At 64.1% G+C, this 17,408-nt stretch carries 16 protein-coding genes; 9 read left to right on the top strand and 7 right to left on the bottom strand.

Annotated elements, in window-relative coordinates:
- Window positions 1-26: 26 nt before the first annotated feature.
- From mraZ to DBV08_RS26335, 3 genes are all read right to left on the bottom strand, one after another.
- The gene (gene mraZ, locus DBV08_RS26350; protein ID WP_003941779.1) at window positions 27-458 is read right to left on the bottom strand and encodes a division/cell wall cluster transcriptional repressor MraZ; all 432 of its coding nucleotides are present in this window, start codon (window positions 456-458) and stop codon (window positions 27-29) included.
- 596 nt (window positions 459-1,054) lie between these two features.
- A complete protein-coding gene (locus tag DBV08_RS26340) occupies window positions 1,055-1,501 on the bottom strand; it encodes a DUF3040 domain-containing protein (protein WP_003941660.1) in 447 nt (148 codons plus the stop codon).
- Between the two features lie 237 nt (window positions 1,502-1,738).
- Window positions 1,739-2,290 (bottom strand): SAV_6107 family HEPN domain-containing protein, encoded by a 552-nt coding sequence (locus tag DBV08_RS26335; protein ID WP_235169621.1) that lies wholly within the window; start codon window positions 2,288-2,290, stop codon window positions 1,739-1,741.
- 147 nt (window positions 2,291-2,437) lie between these two features.
- On the opposite strand from DBV08_RS26335, the gene DBV08_RS26330 reads away from it, so the two are divergent.
- The 3 genes from DBV08_RS26330 to DBV08_RS26320 all read left to right on the top strand — a co-directional run bounded on the left by DBV08_RS26330 (window position 2,438) and on the right by DBV08_RS26320 (window position 5,488).
- Window positions 2,438-3,043, top strand: coding sequence for an N-acetyltransferase (locus DBV08_RS26330; RefSeq protein ID WP_003941672.1), 606 nt, complete (start codon window positions 2,438-2,440; stop codon window positions 3,041-3,043).
- Window positions 3,040-4,638, top strand: a complete 1,599-nt coding sequence (locus DBV08_RS26325) for an NAD(P)/FAD-dependent oxidoreductase (RefSeq protein ID WP_124569355.1) — start codon at window positions 3,040-3,042, stop codon at window positions 4,636-4,638. Before DBV08_RS26330 ends, DBV08_RS26325 begins: the two co-directional genes overlap by 4 nt.
- Window positions 4,639-4,708: 70 nt before the next feature.
- Window positions 4,709-5,488, top strand: coding sequence for an LppM family (lipo)protein (locus DBV08_RS26320; protein WP_124569354.1), 780 nt, complete (start codon window positions 4,709-4,711; stop codon window positions 5,486-5,488).
- A gap of 43 nt (window positions 5,489-5,531) precedes the next feature.
- Here the strand turns inward: DBV08_RS26320 and DBV08_RS26315 are convergent, their stop codons facing one another.
- Complete coding sequence (locus tag DBV08_RS26315) at window positions 5,532-6,521, bottom strand: methylenetetrahydrofolate reductase (RefSeq protein WP_020908084.1); 990 nt, start codon at window positions 6,519-6,521, stop codon at window positions 5,532-5,534.
- Between the two features lie 170 nt (window positions 6,522-6,691).
- On the opposite strand from DBV08_RS26315, the gene DBV08_RS26310 reads away from it, so the two are divergent.
- From DBV08_RS26310 to DBV08_RS26295, 4 genes are all read left to right on the top strand, one after another.
- Window positions 6,692-7,831 carry a polyprenyl synthetase family protein gene (locus DBV08_RS26310; protein ID WP_095969876.1) on the top strand — a complete coding sequence of 380 codons (1,140 nt, stop codon included), beginning with the start codon at window positions 6,692-6,694 and terminating at the stop codon, window positions 7,829-7,831.
- Window positions 7,832-7,833: 2 nt separating this feature from the next.
- Window positions 7,834-9,426: a phytoene desaturase family protein gene (crtI, locus tag DBV08_RS26305; RefSeq protein ID WP_124569353.1), complete on the top strand. Its 1,593-nt coding sequence runs from the start codon at window positions 7,834-7,836 to the stop codon at window positions 9,424-9,426.
- A 98-nt stretch (window positions 9,427-9,524) separates the two neighbouring features.
- Complete coding sequence (locus DBV08_RS26300; RefSeq protein WP_124569352.1) at window positions 9,525-11,093, top strand: alpha-(1->6)-mannopyranosyltransferase A; 1,569 nt, start codon at window positions 9,525-9,527, stop codon at window positions 11,091-11,093.
- 19 nt (window positions 11,094-11,112) lie between these two features.
- Window positions 11,113-12,057 (top strand): phytoene/squalene synthase family protein, encoded by a 945-nt coding sequence (locus tag DBV08_RS26295; protein ID WP_124569351.1) that lies wholly within the window; start codon window positions 11,113-11,115, stop codon window positions 12,055-12,057.
- A gap of 35 nt (window positions 12,058-12,092) precedes the next feature.
- Here DBV08_RS26295 and DBV08_RS26290 read toward each other — a convergent pair whose 3' ends face one another.
- A complete protein-coding gene (locus DBV08_RS26290) occupies window positions 12,093-12,461 on the bottom strand; it encodes an Rv2175c family DNA-binding protein (RefSeq protein WP_095969872.1) in 369 nt (122 codons plus the stop codon).
- A 318-nt stretch (window positions 12,462-12,779) separates the two neighbouring features.
- Between DBV08_RS26290 and pknB the strand changes: the two genes are divergently transcribed.
- Window positions 12,780-14,843: a Stk1 family PASTA domain-containing Ser/Thr kinase gene (pknB, locus tag DBV08_RS26285; protein ID WP_124569350.1), complete on the top strand. Its 2,064-nt coding sequence runs from the start codon at window positions 12,780-12,782 to the stop codon at window positions 14,841-14,843.
- A gap of 27 nt (window positions 14,844-14,870) precedes the next feature.
- Window positions 14,871-15,299 (top strand): protein-tyrosine phosphatase family protein, encoded by a 429-nt coding sequence (locus DBV08_RS26280; RefSeq protein ID WP_124569349.1) that lies wholly within the window; start codon window positions 14,871-14,873, stop codon window positions 15,297-15,299.
- Between the two features lie 81 nt (window positions 15,300-15,380).
- Here DBV08_RS26280 and DBV08_RS26275 read toward each other — a convergent pair whose 3' ends face one another.
- Window positions 15,381-16,766: a class II 3-deoxy-7-phosphoheptulonate synthase gene (locus DBV08_RS26275; protein ID WP_007730070.1), complete on the bottom strand. Its 1,386-nt coding sequence runs from the start codon at window positions 16,764-16,766 to the stop codon at window positions 15,381-15,383.
- Window positions 16,767-16,856: 90 nt separating this feature from the next.
- Complete coding sequence (locus DBV08_RS26270; protein ID WP_003941683.1) at window positions 16,857-17,348, bottom strand: polyadenylate-specific 3'-exoribonuclease AS; 492 nt, start codon at window positions 17,346-17,348, stop codon at window positions 16,857-16,859.
- Between the last annotated feature and the right edge of the window lie 60 nt (window positions 17,349-17,408).

The raw sequence follows: 17,408 nt of genomic DNA, 5'->3' as shown, positions 1-17,408 counted from the left end.
CGCGGCATTCGCCGGGGGCTCTTCGCTTAGACGATCTCGCTGAGAGATTCGCCTGTTGCCTGCGAATAGTCCTCTTCGTTGTCTCCGAGATACCTCTCCCAGGCTGCTAGATCCCAGATCTCGAGGTAATCGACGGAGCCGGTCACTACGCATTCCTTGGACAGGTTTGCGTAACGCCGATGATCAGCCGAGAGGGTGATTCGCCCCTGGGCATCGGCGTGCTGTTCATCTGTGCCGGCGGCCAGGGCACGTACATACGCCCGAGCTGCCGGATCATTGCGTGGAGCTGCCGCTGCCTTTCGAGCAAGCTTGACGAACTCGTCCCGGGGGTAGATGGCGAGGCTGTGATCCTGACTCTTGGTGATCATCAATCCTCCTGCCAGTTCGTCTCGGAACTTTGCCGGCAACGTGAGCCGACCTTTGTCGTCGAGCTTCGGCGTGAAGGTACCGAGGAACACTCGACACCTCCTGCGAGCTTGCGCTGAAACCCTCCCTATCGAGCGGATCGTGCTTCAGCTCTCCGCCCGAACCCACAGTACCCCACTTTCCCCCACATACAAGGAGCACATGGTCCCTATTCAGCATCATTTGCTGACAAATAGCAGGTCAGCGCAGGTGGGGAGACGTGGGGGAAATTTGTAACCGTGTCCCGGCCCACACCGCCGTCATATCGGCCCCGCACGCCACGATTTGTCGCTCCCCCAGGCAAAATCGCAGTACAAGCGCGGTTTTCGAATAGACGTGAGCGGGACCATGTCTGGTCGTGCGTCGCAGTTCGACCAGGGTGGAGGAAAGTGGAGGGCCGAGTGGAGCGAAGTGGAGGAAGCCCGCGGGAAGGGCTAGAGGCAGCCGGGGTGGCGAGTGATTCGCTCGCGCGTCACTGATTCACTTCGATGGATTGCAGGCACACACGTAAGGCACCCACAACAACGGCGTGTGGCGGTCGGCAACCTTGGTTGCCGACCGCCACACGTGTGGTCGTGCGTGCCCCTACACAGGGCGTCATGTCCGAACTGCATCACTCTCGAAGTACGCCCGACCAAGGGCAGAAGAGCTAGTCCTGCTCGAACCTGCGTTTGAATCGATCTTCCATCCGCGACGAGAATCCGCCGCCGGACTTGCGGCCGCGCCCCCGCCCGGATCCGCCGGCACTACCCCTACCCGGCGGACCGGAGGGATGATTGCCACCCTCGGAAGCGGAGTCGGCAGCCGGCGCGGACTTACGTCCACCACCCCAGAGGAACAACACCCCTGCGCCGAACATGAACAAGAAACCGAACAGGCTGATGATCGGAAAACCGCCCGGCTTGAGCGGGAGGGCAACCCCCGCGATCAGCAGGACCAGACCCAGCACGAATAGAGCCGCTGCTTGGAACCGCCGTCTACTCGACGGCGCCCGCATACGGCCGCCCCTCACATTGGAGGCGAACTTGGGGTCTTCGGCATAGAGAGCGCTCTCGATCTGATCGAGCATGCGCTGCTCGTGCTCGGAGAGTGGCACGGTACCTCCCCCGGCACTGGAAGTTTGGCAACCACCCCACGGTGTGGGGCGGCGGGTAATCAAGTTGGACGATTACCTGTTTTCATAATACGAGCAGTTTAGGTCTCGGACCACCAACTCCGGGTACGAGTTCCGCCACAAGCGTACGTATTCGTGCCGAAGGGCCCCGATTCGGCACCATTTGCCCGTGCGGACCAGGAAATTCCCCGGAAACAACTGCCGACACGGACCATTTGTTCACGACGCTCGCAAATGCTCGGACGTGTCCTGACCGATGAAATCTTCGACCGCCGTGAGAAAACGGCCGACCTCGGCGAAGAATGCGTCGGAATCGGAGTCCGTGATCACGATCGACACACCGGTTTCCACGGCCGCACGCGTAGCGGACCACCCTGCGAAGAACTTCGACCACGCTCCGAACGCGGGCGCTGCGGCGTCCATCAAAACCCACGCGTTTCCGCTTCGCTTGCGCTTCGAGCCGGCACCGGCAGGAGCTGCGGCCAACACTGCCCCGGCACCACGTAACGCGGCCAGGTAGGCACACCGGAACCGGTCGGCAGGATCGCCCGCCCCAATCGCTTCCTCGAGAAGCGCATCCGCCTTCCGGAGCAACCCCCACGCCACACCGGACTTTCCCGCTCGAGCAGTGCGGTGGCTGGCGTCCGTCGCGCCGAAAGACCGCCTCGCCGACATCGGCAATCGAGAAATTGCGGCATCCGACGGACTCGACAACTCGGCAGGAAGAGTTCGTTGGCACTTCACACGTTCAGGCTTCACACGCTCGGACATCGGGGCACCTCCTGCACCGTAAGGATCCAAGACCAGGTGGGCCGGAGATGCCCGCTTCCCTTCGGGCATCTCCGGATCACCCACATCGAACATCTGTTCGACCTATTCAATATAACTGCACCCACCGACACGCCGTCAAGAGAAGAGGTGAGACCGGTCGACCCGCAGATCGCCTGGACACCACATACGGTCGACCTCGATCGCGCAGAATTCGCGAGTCGACTCCACGAGGCACTGGCCGTGTACGTCACTGCGATGGACTATCCGCGAGGAACCGAGTTCCATCGCGCACCGATGTGGCAGGAGCACGCGAACCGGCCTGGTTGGAAGGCCGTCGGCGCATTGGCGGTTCCCCAGCAACCGTCACACGAAAATCTGCCGCTGGTGGGGATCGCTTACGGGTATCGCGGGAGCCCGGACCAATGGTGGCATCAACAGGTACTGCACGGGCTTCGGCGCTCGGGTCGCCCTCAGAGCGAGATCGACGCAATTCTGAGCGACTACTTCGAACTCACCGAACTTCACGTGCATCCGAACGGACAAGGTCACCGATTGGGCGAGTCGCTCTTACGTCATCTCCTCGTCGATCGACCCGAACGTAGCGTTCTGTTGTCGACACCCGAGGTGTACGACGAGGACAATCGTGCCTGGCGGCTGTACCGCCGTCTCGGCTTTCGTGACGTGCTCCGCAGATTTCGTTTCGCCGGCGACAACCGACCGTTCGCAGTCCTCGGCCGTGGACTGCCGCTGTGAGCGCGCTTCTCGACGCCGTCGTCGTCGGCTCCGGACACAACGCGCTCGTTTCGGCCGCCTACCTCGCACGCGAGGGTTGGTCGGTCGAGGTTCTGGAGAAGGACACGGTTCTCGGCGGAGCCGTCTCGACCGTCGAGCGATTTCCCGGATACAAGGTGGACCGGGGTTCGTCGGCGCACCTCATGATCCGACACAGCGGCATCATCGAGGAACTCGGACTCGGCGCGCACGGACTGCGCTACATCGACTGTGACCCGTGGGCGTTCGCGCCGCCCGCCCCGGGCACCGACGGGCCGGGCATCGTGTTTCACCGCGACCTCGACGCAACCTGCCGGTCCATCGAACGAGCATGCGGGACAAAGGACGCCGACTCCTACCGGCGATTCGTCGCCGTCTGGTCGGAGTGCAGTCGACATGTCATGAAAGCGTTTTCCGCACCGCCCACAGGATCGAACCTGATCGGTGCGTTCGGAGGTCTTGCCACCGCACGCGGCAACAGCGAACTGTCGCGGCAGTTCCTCGCGCCTGGCGACGCACTGCTGGACGAGTATTTCGACAGCGAGGCACTCAAGGCTGCGCTGGCGTGGTTCGGCGCCCAGTCCGGGCCTCCGATGTCGGAACCGGGAACCGCTCCGATGGTCGGCTTCGCGGCCCTCATGCACGTCTTGCCGCCAGGGCGAGCAGTCGGTGGGAGCGGCGCACTGAGTGCTGCGTTGGCCTCCCGTATGGCCGTCGACGGCGCCACCGTCGCGCTCGGTGACGGCGTGACGTCGATCCGCCCGAACTCGAATCACTGGACCGCCACAACCGAGAGCGGTCGAGAAGTTCACGCTCGCAAGGTAATCGCGGGTTGCCACATCCTCACGACACTCGATCTCCTGGGCAACGGAGGCTTCGACCGAACCACGCTCGATCACTGGCGGCGGAAGATCAGGGTCGGCCCCGGCATCGGCGCGGTACTGCGACTGGCGACATCTGCGCTCCCCTCCTACCGCGGCGACGCCACGACACGGGAAAGTACCTCGGGATTGCAATTACTCGTTTCCGATCGCGCCCACTTGCGCACTGCACACGGCGCAGCACTGGCGGGGGAACTGCCTCCTCGCCCTGCGGTTCTCGGAATGAGTTTCAGCGGAATCGATCCCACGATCGCCCCGGCCGGGCGGCATCAGGTGACACTGTGGTCGCAGTGGCAGCCGTATCGTCTCAGCGGACATCGCGATTGGGCGTCGGTCGCCGAGGCCGAGGCCGACCGGATCGTCGGCGAGATGGAGGCTTGTGCACCCGGATTCGCCGATTCCGTCCTCGACCGCTTCATTCAGACTCCCCGCGACATCGAGTCGGAATTGGGGATGATCGGCGGAAATGTCATGCACGTCGAGATGTCACTCGATCAGATGATGTTGTGGCGACCGCTTCCCGAACTGTCCGGCCATCGCGTTCCGGGAGCAGACGGGTTGTATCTGACCGGAGCATCGACGCATCCCGGTGGTGGTGTGTCCGGAGCCAGTGGTCGCAGTGCGGCTCGAATCGTACTGTCCGACAGCCGCCGGGGTAAAGCGAGTCAGTGGCTGCGTCGTTCGAGCAGGTCGTGAAGGTCACCCGCCGAACTTCACCCGCCGACACGCCCCCGCCTCGACGACTGGCTACGCCACGGCTGGCACGATGACCACTGTGCAACAGTCCACCGATCCCGCCGCCAAGCCGACCAGTCGGAAACGTTTCCTGACGGTTGCCGCGCTCGCCCTCATGCTTGTTCCCTTGCTTGCCGGGTGCATTCGCGTGCAGGTGTCGATGGGAGTGTCCGCGAACGATCGTGTGACCGGACAGGTGGTAGCTGCCGCTATTCCGGCGAACGAGGCGGACAAGGGTCCGCAGCTGACCCCGCCTTCGTCACTCGAGGACAAGATACGGGTTCAGGAATACAAGAAGGACGGATACGTCGGCAGCCAGGCGTTCTTCAGCGACCTGTCCTTCGGTGACGTCGCCCAACTGGGCTCCATGTATGCCGAGGGATCCGGGTCGTTCCAGATCACCCTCAAGCGATCCGGGGACACCGTCACGCTCGACGGCAAGGCAGACCTGAAAACGGTTCCAACTCAGGGCGCCGACGTCCAGGTCAGCATCGCCTTCCCGTCACGGGTCGGCACGACCAACGGAACACGAGACGGCGATTCCCGGGTGTCGTGGACCCTGCCCGCCGGCGAGGTGTCGACGATGCGCGCCGAGGTCAACTACGCGGACCCCAGCACCCGAAGCTTCGCCGGGTGGGCAGGAATCATGGCCGGGCTGGCGCTCGGTGTCGCGATTATCGTCGGTGCAATGGCCTGGATGGCGCGCAATCGAGCACCGATCAAGCGCGCGCCCGCCGCGAAAGCACCGGCCATGAAGTCACCTGTCACGAAGCACGCTGACCCCGAGAATCCGAGAAACACCACGAAGTAGCGTCTGGCGGTTGCCCGAATGTCGTCGATCGGGCAACCGGAGATCAGACGGCTTGGGCTGTCCCGACAGAGGTGTCGGGGGTGAGACCGAGGCGCTCGAGGACTTCACTGGTTGCACGCGCGAAATTCAACGTGATGAAGTGCAGGCACGGAGCGCCTTCGGCGATCAACCGCTCTCCCATCTCGGTGGCCAGATCGATGCCGAGCTCTCGGACGGCTGCACGGTTCTCTTCCGGGCCGCTGCCGGCCGCGGCGTCGAATCGACGCTCGAGAGCGGGGGGCAACGACGAGCCCGACAGCTCGAGCATGCGCCGCACCGAGCGCAGCGACGTCACCGGCATGATTTCCGGGATGATCGGCTTGGCGCCCTGTTCTGCGTCGTAGGCACTCACCCGGTCACGAAGACGCAGGTAGTCCTCCACGTCGAAGAACATCTGCGTGATCGAGTACTCGGCGCCGGCACGCAACTTCGACACCAGGTACTTCGTGTCGTATGCCAAGTCCGGAGCGCGGTAGTGCCCCTCCGGGAACGATGCGACGCCGACGTGGAAGTCGCCCAGGTCACGGACCATCCGCACGAGTTCCTCGGCGTACTCGACGCCTTCGGGATGCTTCTTCCACTCGCCGAGGGGATCGCCGGGCGGATCGCCGCGCAACACGAGGATGTTGCTGATGCCACGATCGGCGTAGGCACCGACCATGGCGCGAAGTTCTTCGGTGCTGTGCGACACGGCAGTCAGGTGAGCAACCGGCAGCAGGGTCGTCTCTTCGGCCAGTTCACCGGTGACGCGCACCGTACGATCGCGCGTCGAGCCACCTGCGCCGTAGGTCATCGAGACGAACGCCGGTCCGAGCCGCTCGAAGGTACGCACCGCACGCCACAGGCGCGCTTCGGCGTCCGCGTCACGCGGCGGCGAAAACTCGACCGAGAACGGAATACGGCTACCTGTCGAGGAAGCGATCCGATCGACGATCGACGGTGTTCGGGTGGCCCACCCCTCGCTGGAGCGGCCCCTGACTGGATCGAATGTCACCGGTCAAGCATATGTTTTCCACCTGCAAACAAGCTCATCGCCCAGGACTGCGTATCCCGAATGTCAGGATCACGCAGTTCACGGCCCGAACCGCCGTTGATTCCAACCCCCACTAAGCTGGGCCCCAAGCTCGCTTCCGTGTAACCCTCCGGCGCGAGAACATACCGATCTTGGAGGCCACCCTGTCCGCAGGAACCGCGCGCGTTGGACAGAGTTCGACCAACACCGCACCGCATCCGACCTCACTCGAACTGCCAGGCCTGTTCGAAGGAGCGCTCCGCGACTTCTTCGATTCACGCCGCGAACTCGTCTCGACCATCGGCGGTGGATACGAAAAGGCCGTCAGCACCCTCGAGGCCTTCGTCCTGCGCGGAGGAAAGCGCGTCCGGCCGTCCTTCGCCTGGACGGGATGGCTCGGTGCCGGAGGCGACCCGAACGGTAAGGACGCAGACGCTGTGATTCGTGCGTGCGCCGCCCTCGAACTGGTGCAGGCCTGCGCGCTCGTCCACGACGACATCATCGACGCATCCACGACCAGACGCGGCTTCCCGACCGTTCACGTCGAATTCGAAGACCAGCACCGAGGCCAGGAGTGGAGCGGCGACTCCGCGCACTTCGGCGAGGCCGTCGCCATTCTTCTCGGCGATCTGGCCTTGGCCTGGGCGGACGACATGATCCGAGAATCCGGGATCAGCCCCGAGGCGGCCGCTCGAGTCAGTCCGGTCTGGTCGGCAATGCGCACCGAGGTTCTCGGTGGCCAATTCCTCGACATCAGCAACGAAGCCCGAGGAGACGAGACCGTCGAGGCAGCCATGCGGGTCAACCGCTACAAAACCGCCGCGTACACGATCGAACGCCCACTGCACCTCGGCGCCGCACTGTTCGGTGCAGACGCCGAGTTGATCGATGCCTACCGGACGTTCGGCACCGACATCGGTGTCGCTTTCCAACTTCGCGACGACCTGCTCGGTGTCTTCGGAGATCCGTCCGTCACGGGCAAACCGTCGGGCGACGATCTCATTGCCGGTAAGCGGACGGTGCTGTTCGCGATGGCGCTCGCCCGCGCCGACGCCGCAGACCCGGCCGCCGCACAACTGCTCCGCAACGGAATCGGCACCCAGTTGACCGACAACGAGGTCGACAGCCTGCGCCAGGCGATCACCGATCTCGGCGCCGTCACCGACGTCGAAACGCAGATCGACGCCCTCGTCGAGGCAGCTGCGAACGCCCTCGACGCGAGCACGGCAACGGCAGAAGCCAAGTCACGTCTGACCGACATGGCGATCGCGGCCACGAAGCGAAGCTACTGACCGTGGCAGACGTGCACCGCACTCGAACCGTCAGCTCGCCGACCGATCGAGTCGTGATCGTCGGTGCGGGACTCGCGGGACTCTCCGCCGGGTTGTATCTGCGAGGCGCCGGACGCGACGTCACGATTCTCGAGAGCAACAGCTCGGTCGGCGGGCGGGTCGGTGTCTACCAGGGCAGCGACTACAGCATCGACAACGGCGCAACGGTGCTCACGATGCCCGAACTTGTCGACGACGCCCTCGCGGCCGTGGGCGCCGACCCCGACTCGACGAACCCCAAATTCGTTGTGCACAAGCTCGATCCGACGTACCACGCGCGATTCGCAGACGGCACCGCTCTCGATGTTCATGCCGACCCCGAAGACATGGCTGCCGAAGTCTCCCGTGTTTGCGGACCGGAAGAAGCGCAGCGATACCGCGCCTTGCGCCGATGGCTGAGCCGTATCTTCGACGCCGAATTCGATCGCTTCATGGACGCCGACTTCGATTCTCCCCTCGGACTGGTCAATTCGCGTGACGCAATCAAGGATCTGAGCCGTCTCGTCGCGCTGGGCGGATTCGGGAAACTGGGCGGGCAGGTGGATCGCAAGATCCGCGACCCTCGCCTCCGGCGGATCTTCACCTTCCAAGCGCTGTATGCGGGCGTTGCTCCGTCTCGAGCCCTCGCGGTGTACGGCGCGATCGCTCACATGGACACCTCACTCGGCGTCTACTTCCCCGAAGGTGGGATGCACACGATCGCCGAGTCGATGGCCGACGCCTTCACCGACGCCGGTGGAATTCTGCATCTCGGCCGCACGGTCGAACGCCTCGAAGTGAGCGATCGTCGCGTGCGTGCCGTCCACACACGCGACGGTGAGCGCTTCCACTGTGACGCCGCGGTCCTGACCCCTGACATGGCCGTCACGAACTCGCTCCTGCGTCCCCATACGCGATTGCGACCGCGCCCGGTCCGGACATCGCCGTCGGCTGTCGTGATTCACGGCACTGTTTCCTCTGCGGTCGCCGACAGATGGCCCGCGCAGCGACACCACATGATCGACTTCGGCGAGGCGTGGAAGCGCACCTTCGCCGAGATCACGGCACGCCGCGGCCGCGGGCAATTGATGAGTGATCCGTCACTGCTCGTCACCCGACCGGCACAGACCGATCCGAGTCTGGCCTTCTCGCGAGACGGCCGGATCCGTGAACCGCTGTCAGTCCTCGCGCCGTGCCCGAATCTGGACAGTGCGCCGCTCGACTGGTCGACTCTCGGCCCGGCCTACGTGCGCGAAATCATCCTCACGCTGCAAGAACGTGGCTATACGGGACTGGTCGAGGGGTTCGAGATCGATCACGTCGACACCCCACAGACCTGGCTCGAGAAGGGCATGGCCGCGGGTAGTCCGTTCGCGGCAGCACACACCTTCACCCAGACGGGGCCGTTCCGACGCAAGAACCTCGCCCGGGGTTTCGAGAACGTCGTACTCGCCGGATCGGGAACCGTTCCGGGGGTAGGGGTACCGACCGTTCTGCTGTCCGGACGGCTCGCTGCCGAACGTATTACCGGTACACGCGAGCGAGCCAGCGCGGTGAGCACTCGTGCGAGCAACTAAACTAGCCCCTCGTAACCGACCATTCATCCACGATTCACCGACTCGGGCGCTGCACGCGCCGATCGACACCGATCTCCTCGGGGGAGGAACCTGCACCGATGACGTCCTCTGCCGCAGCCACTGAAAGACCGTGGCACCTAAGGGCCGCCAACTTCCTTCGGACCCCCGAAGGTCACAGTGCACTGCTCGGCTTCGTCGGCGCCGCCATGATCACTTTCGGCGGATTCGGTGCCGGGAGCGTCCGGCGCCAGGATCCGCTGCTCGAGTCGATGCATCTGTCCTGGCTCCGATTCGGACACGGATCGATTCTGTCGGCGGCGATCGTCTGGATCGGCGTCCTGTGCATGATCGGCGCCTGGGTTCGGCTGGGTCGCTCGACTCTGCGCGGTGACGTCTCGTTGCGCGGTCTGCGTTACGTCGTTCCGGTCTGGACGTTTCCGCTCCTGTTCGCGGTTCCCATGTTCAGCCGCGACGCCTACTCCTACCTGGCACAGGGCGCCTTGTTGCGCAACGGCTTCGACCCGTACGCCGTCGGGCCGGTCGTCAATCCGGGAATCCTGCTCGACAACGTCTCCAACGTGTGGACGACGACAACGACCCCGTACGGTCCGGTTCACCTTCTCCTTGCCGACGCCATCGTTCGCCTGACCGGCGAGAACGTCATCGCCGGCACTATGCTGTTGCGGATCACGATGCTCCCGGGACTTGCCCTGATGATGTGGGCGGTCCCCCATCTCGCAACGAAGCTCGGCGGAAACACCTCGATCGCGCTGTGGCTCGCAGTACTCAATCCCCTCGTTCTGATCCACCTGATCGGCGGCGTTCACAACGAGATGCTCATGGTCGGCCTCATGGCCGCGGGCATTGCGCTCGCTCTCGAACGTAAGCACCTGTTCGGAATAGGGCTCATCGCGCTCGCCGTCGCGATCAAGGCAACCGCGGGCGTCGCACTTCCCTTCATCGTCTGGATCTGGATGATCCACGAACGGGAGGATGCCGCGGCCGCCGGGCGGGAACCGGCGTCACCGATCCGCTCGTTCGTCAAGACGGCCGGTGCTGGTTTTGCCGTGTTCGTGGCGGTACTCGGATCCACCTCACTGATCGCCGGAGTCGGCCTCGGCTGGACGACGGCACTCTCGGGTTCGGCCAAGATCATCAACTGGCTCTCGCTGCCCACGATCGTGGCGCACATCGGAACCATGGCCACCTCCTGGTTCGCCGGTGACCATTTCAACGACATCCTCGAAGTCTCCCGGACCATCTCGGCGGTCGTGTTGATCGCGATCATCGCCGTCGTGTGGTGGCGTTACCGCAAGACCGAGCGCGACGCCGTCATGGGCATCGTGATCGTGATGGTCGCCATCGTCGTTCTCTCCCCCGCCGCACTCCCCTGGTACTACTCCTGGCCGCTGGCAGTAGCAGCCGGTTTCGCAATGTCGCCGACCACCCTCGCAGTCCTGACCGGACTGTCCACTTGGCTCATGCTGGTATTCCAGCCGGACGGATCCATCGGCCTGTACACGTTCCCGCACGTGGCTCTGGCCGTCTTCGCCGCTGTGGTCGCGGCTCTGTCCTTGCAGACGGAAGATCCACTCCGGCTTCGCGGTCGCCGGCATGAAAAGCCGGCCGAAGTCCCGACAGCGGCCTCGGCGACGTCGACGTCATGATCCGCGTGATTCACGTGTCATGAACACGCTGACCGCGTCCTACGGATTCTGCGAGGGCGTGACGAGGGAACACGGCCGAACGTACTATCTGGCCGCGCGGTTGCTACCCGAGCCTCGACGCCGCGCAGTCCACGCACTCTACGCATTTGCTCGCGTCGTCGACGACATCGTCGACGAACCGTCGGGTCCGCATGAACGCGGCACGGTGCTCACCGACGTCGAACGTGCAGTCGTCACCGCACTCGACAACGCCACTGTGACAGTTGAATTTCCGTCGACGGTTCCCGCCGCCCTGACACGCGTACTCCCGGCCTTCGCCGATGCTGTGAAGACGTTCGACATCCCGCGCGCATATTTCGACGCCTTCTTCGAGTCCATGCGAATGGACGCCCCCGACACGGCGAAGTTTCGACCCGTCTACAACACGATGGACGAGCTTGCCGAGTACATGTACGGCTCCGCCGTCGTCATCGGTTTGCAGATGCTTCCGATTCTCGGAGTGAGCGTCCCGCAGCAAGAAGCTGTAGTGCCCGCGTCGAATCTCGGTGAGGCATTTCAGCTGACCAACTTCATCCGCGACGTCGGTGAAGACCTCGACCGAGGACGTCTGTATCTACCGGCAAGCGAGTTCTCCGCGTTCGGCGTCGACATCGAGATGCTCGAGCACGGGCGCAGAACCGGAACGGCGGACCTTCGTGTCAAGCGCGCACTTGCGCACTTCATTGCCGTCACGCGAGGGCGGTATCGGTCTGCCGAATCCGGAATCCCGATGCTCGACCGGCGGGTCCAGCCGTCGATCCGTACCGCCTTCGTGCTGTACGGAGCGATCCTCGACCAGGTCGAGGGCGCCGACTACCGAATACTGCATAGACGCGTATCCGTTCCCGGACGCACGCGACTTCGTGTCGCTGCGCCGGGTCTCGTCCGGTCTGCTACCTACGCGGCGAAAAACCGCATGGGATGAGTTGTCAGAAGGCCGGCATCCCAGAAAGCGGCGGCTCAGAAAGCCATGGCCTGTGCGCGGCGGATGACCTCACGTGCGAGATGGCCGTGGAGTGCGTCTACCGGGCGACCGGGCAGGGAGTCGTCGGCCAGGAACAACCAGCGAAGGATTTCGACGTCGGTGTAGCCGCCGTCGTGCAACACCGCCAGGAGACCGGGCAGCCACTTGACGATCTGGCCGTCCTCACCGAAGAACACTTCGGGAACGCCGAGAACACCGTGACGCTTGACTGCGATGATCTTGTGATCGCGAAGTAGCTGGTGAACCTTGCTCACCGGCAACCCGACGTTCTTCGCCACATCCACCAGTTGGAACAGGGACACCGAAGAATCCAGGACATCATCACAATAAGGAATCGCGCTCACCGCGAGAAGTTTATCCGGTCCGACGAGCCCGCTGTGTACCGCCCGGTGCAGTGCTCGAAACTGCCGCTCCGCTCAGGTCACAGCGCTCTGTGACGTTCTCGAGACTTCCGCGTCGGTATCGCTGGCTACGATGGACGGGATGCGGCGTATCAGTAACCGGGATTTCGCGGTGGATGTGAATCGGTGCCTCACTGCGGGAGCCAGTACGCGGTATACAACCACCCACATTGCTGACAGCTACCACCCAGACCGCAAGCAGACAGATCGCAAGCACGCAGATCGCAAGCACGGAGGAATAGTCATTACGGAGGTCGAGGGTTGATCGGCGAAATGCTCGAGCGCCGCTATCGAGTGGACGCACCGATCGCGCGCGGCGGTATGTCGACCGTGTATCGAGGCCTCGATACACGGTTGGATCGACCTGTCGCGATCAAGGTGATGGACCCGCAATTCGCCGGCGATCCAGCGTTCCTGACTCGTTTCGAGTTCGAGGCCCGGGCCGTGGCCCGACTCAAGCATCCGGCCCTTGTGGCCGTCTACGACCAAGGCAGCGATCGCAATCACGTGTTCCTCGTGATGGAACTCGTCGACGGTGGAACTTTGCGTGAGCTCCTTCGTGAGCGCGGACCGATGCCGCCTCACGCCGTCGCTGCAGTCGTGGCACCGGTCCTGGACGCGTTGGCGGTGGCGCATCGAGCGGGACTGGTTCACCGTGACGTCAAACCCGAGAACATCTTGATCTCGGACACCGGCGAGGTGAAGATCGCCGACTTCGGATTGGTGCGTGCAGCTGCGGCAGCAACCACCACCTCCAACAGCGTGATTCTCGGCACCGCGGCCTATCTGTCGCCGGAACAGGTGACGTCAGGAATAGCCGACACGCGAAGCGACGTCTACTCCACCGGCGTGTTGATGTTCGAACTTCTCACCGGCACAACACCGTTCACCGGTGATACGTCACTCTCCATCGCCTACCAACGCATCCACGACGATGTCCCACGCCCCGGTTCACGTATCCCTGGTGTACCGGCGCAGTTCGATCGCCTGGTTGCCGAAGCCACTCACCGCGAGCCCGCACATCGTTTCGCCGACGCCGGTGAGATGGCAGCTGCACTTCGCAGTGTGAGCGAGCAACTGGAACTTCCGTCGTACCGTGTTCCGGCTCCGCGTCGAAGCGCCCAGCACCAGAGCGCGCAGGTTGCGCCGGCCCGGCCACAACCGGCGCCTGCGCCCCCCACGGATGTACACCCGAACTCTGCTGCGCGCCCGAACCCTGCTGCCACGACGGTATTGGCGTCCGGCGTGGCCCCGGCTGCGGCAGCCACCACGGCACTCGGCACGGCCTCTCCTCCCCCTGGCGGCATTCAGCACACTCGCGCGGTCACCGCACAAACTGCTCGTCCGGCGACTGTCGGCGGCGACTCGGATTTCGACGACGGTTCCGATTTCGGCGACGACCAACTGGTGCCCGACGATCCGCACGCTCATTTTGTCGAGGCACGACGCAAATCGCGAAGAGCCACTCTGATCTGGCTGCTCGTCATCGCGGTCCTGGCGCTTGCGTTGGGCTTCGGCGGATGGTGGATGGGCTCGGGCCGCTATACAGCTGTTCCCTCGATCGACGGCCTGACCAAGGACACTGCGGTCACCGCGCTGCAGGACGCCGGGCTCTCCCCCGACGTCCAGGGTCAGTATTCCGACGCTCAACCCATCGACACGGTGATCGGGACAGATCCGGCCTCCGGCTCCAGGGTCACCAAAGGCTCGACCGTCGCGCTGCTGACGTCGCTCGGGCGTCCGACTGTCCCGCCCATTCCGGCGGGCGGTGACGTCTCGGCGCTGGGCGCACAACTCGCCGACCGCACTCTCGTCGCGGTCGACGGCGGAGACACCTTCAGCTCCAAGATCCCGATCGGCGGCGTGGCAGCGCTCGACCCGGCACCGGGAACCGAGGTTGCCGTGGGATCCTCGGTCAAGGTCATCACGTCCAAAGGGTCACCGCCCGTGGACATTCCCGATGTGAAGGGCATGTCCGAGAACGCTGCACGCGCCGCCCTCGACAAGGTTGGCATCTCCGTCAGCACCACGAGAACTACGTTCGACGACGCCGTCGAGGGCGGGAACGTGATCGGCACCGATCCCGCAGTCGGCTCCTCCGTCAACGCCGGCACCTCCGTAGTTCTCCTGATCTCCGACTCCGTGAAGGTCCCCTCCCTGATCGGTCGCTCCGTCTCCTCCGCACGCGAAGAACTCGGCCGCCTCGGCCTCGAGATCACCGTGCGTCAGCTCACCCAGAACGACAGCTCGGTAATCATCAGCCAGAGCGTGAAGAACGACCTGGTTGCCAAGGGCACCGATATCAGCGTCGTCGCAATTCCCTGACAGTCCGCTTCGGCCTAGTCTGAATTCATGGCCACGTGGGAACCCGAGAGCCTCGGGATACTCGACTTGCCGTCGGGGAGATCGATTCGGGGTCGAGGACTCCGCAATCCACTTCCTTCCGGACCTCTTCCCACCTTCGGCGTCTATCTGACCGGTAAAGAACCCCCCGCCACCGTGTGGGATTCGGTGTGGGTCCGCTGGCGCGATTTCTGGTTGCCCAGCGATCCCGATGCGCTGCGCAGCGCCCTGCACGAAGTGTGGGTGCGTTCGGAAAGCGAAAGAGTCGAGATCGCGTGCGGAGGTGGATACGGCCGCACCGGAACAGCTTTGGCCGCTCTCGCCATCATGGACGGTGTGTCGAGTAAGGACGCCACCGCGTACGTTCGCGCACACTACTCACCCCGCGCCGTCGAAATGCCCTGGCAGCGCCGATTCGTCACACGATTCACACCATGACGAACGCCCCCACCTGCGCGAGCAGGTGAGGGCGTTTACTGAAAAATCAGCGTCGCGAATCAGATTCGCCGGACCGCAGTGTCAGCCTCGCAGCATCTCGGCCACGAGGAAGGCGAGCTCCAACGACTGTTGGGTGTTCAGGCGCGGGTCACAAGCCGTCTCGTAGCGACCACCGAGATCGAGGTCGGAGATGTCCTGTGCGCCGCCGAGGCACTCGGTGACGTTCTCGCCGGTCAGCTCGACGTGGATGCCACCTGGATGCGTGCCGAGACCGTTGTGCACCTCGAAGAAGCCCTGAACTTCGTCGACGATGCGGTCGAAGTGGCGCGTCTTGTATCCGGTGGAGGCTTCGTGGGTGTTGCCGTGCATCGGATCGCACTGCCAGATGACCTGGTGGCCGGTGGCCTGGACCTTCTCGATGATCGCCGGCAGCAGGTCGCGGACCTTGCCGTTGCCCATGCGCGAAATCAGAGTCAGTCGACCCGGCTTGTTGGTGGGGTCGAGACGCTCGACGTATTCCACCGCCATTTCCGGCGTCGTGCTCGGACCGATCTTGAGGCCGATCGGGTTGGACACCAACTCGGCGAAGGCGATGTGCGCGCCGTCGAGCTGACGGGTGCGGTCGCCGATCCAGAGGAAGTGAGCCGACAGGTCGTAGAGCTTGGGGTGGTCGCTGTCGTTGTCGAGACGCAGCATCGCACGCTCGTAGTCCAGAACCAGTGCCTCGTGGCTGGCGAAGATCTGTGCCTGGTGCAGGCTCGGATCGGTGACGCCGCACGCGTTCATGAACTGCAGGCCGCGGTCGATCTCGGCAGCGAGTTGCTCGTACCGTGCACCGGCGGGCGAGGCCGCGACGAACTCGCGGTTCCAGTCGTGCACCTTGTGCAAATCGGCCATGCCGGCACCGGTGAGCGCGCGGACGAGGTTCATCGCGGCGCTGGCGTTGGCGTACGCACGCACCAGACGCGAAGGATCGTGGGCGCGGACAGCCTCGTCGGCGACGAGCGAATTGATCATGTCGCCGCGGTAGGACTTCAGACCTAGCGAGTCGATGTCGGCAGAGCGCGGCTTGGCGTACTGGCCGGCGATGCGAGCAACCTTGACGACGGGCATCGAGGAACCGTAGGTGAGGACGACGGCCATCTGCAGCAACGTGCGGATGTTTCCCTTGATGTGCGGCTCGGTGTTGTCCGCGAAGGTCTCGGCGCAGTCACCGCCCTGGAGCAGGAACGCCTCACCACGCGCGACCTGCGCGAGACGCTCTTGCAGCGCCTCGACTTCGCTGGCCACCGTGATGGGAGGCACGCTCTCGAGCACAGTCCGCATGGCGGCCGCCTGGTCAGCGGGCCACGAGGGCTGCTGAGCAGCGGGCTTCGCGAGCGCCTCGTCGAGCTGCTTACGCAGTCCGGCAGGCAGCGGCGGGAGTTCGGGCAAGCGGTCGATCGGCACGTCGACAGTCCAGTTCACCTCTACAGGATATTCGCTCGCCCGCCGGCGCGTCACACAGGCTCTCGATCGCAGCCCAATCGGGACACTTCCCGCGCACCGAAACCTGGGTCAGCGAAGTGAACGAGCTGCCGAAATCGCGTCGAACTTCACGAGGTTGTGCCTGGCGTCGGCAAGTGCGTCGTGTGCGTCGGCGGGCGCTGACGGGAGGGCAGGACTGCCGTTGTCTTCCCAGAACTGTCGGAGTTCGCGGGTGTACCGCGGCATCGACTGCGGTAGTTCGGTCATATCGCCCCACAATTGACACAGCGCGACATGGTCGTAGGCGGCGACCCACGCCCAAAGCTCGGGAACGACCATCGGCCGCGGAACGAAGAACTTCAAGAGATCGTCGCGGATCTTCTCGCGTGATTTCCACAGCGGAGACGACGGCTGCGGCAATTTCGGCAGCACGTTCTTGCGCACCCAACTACCGGCGCGGGCAGGATCGAACTCGGTCGAGACCGCGTAGTACTCACGGCCGTCCTCGCAGACGACGCCGATGGACACGAGATCGATGGTTCGACCGTCTTCGATGAATTCGCAGTCGTAGAAGTAGCGCACGTCCGAAAACTATGCCGCACGCGCAGGCTCTGGGGCCAATGCGCGTGCGGCAGGTGTGGG

This window comes from Rhodococcus sp. KBW08, from assembly GCF_003852455.1.
Lineage (GTDB): Bacteria > Actinomycetota > Actinomycetes > Mycobacteriales > Mycobacteriaceae > Rhodococcus_F > Rhodococcus_F baikonurensis.
Note: the sequence above shows the minus strand (reverse complement) of the source record. Positions and strands in the feature narration are given on the sequence as shown.

What these genes read in the sequence shown, in the direction of transcription:
- DBV08_RS26300 (WP_124569352.1), top strand. Translation starts at nt 9,525, where the DNA reads ATGACGTCCTCTGCCGCAGCCACTGAAAGACCGTGGCACCTAAGGGCC.
- DBV08_RS26320 (WP_124569354.1), top strand. Translation starts at nt 4,709, where the DNA reads ATGACCACTGTGCAACAGTCCACCGATCCCGCCGCCAAGCCGACCAGT.
- DBV08_RS26280 (WP_124569349.1), top strand. Translation starts at nt 14,871, where the DNA reads ATGGCCACGTGGGAACCCGAGAGCCTCGGGATACTCGACTTGCCGTCG.
- DBV08_RS26295 (WP_124569351.1), top strand. Translation starts at nt 11,113, where the DNA reads ATGAACACGCTGACCGCGTCCTACGGATTCTGCGAGGGCGTGACGAGG.
- DBV08_RS26335 (WP_235169621.1), bottom strand. Translation starts at nt 2,290, where the DNA reads ATGTCCGAGCGTGTGAAGCCTGAACGTGTGAAGTGCCAACGAACTCTT.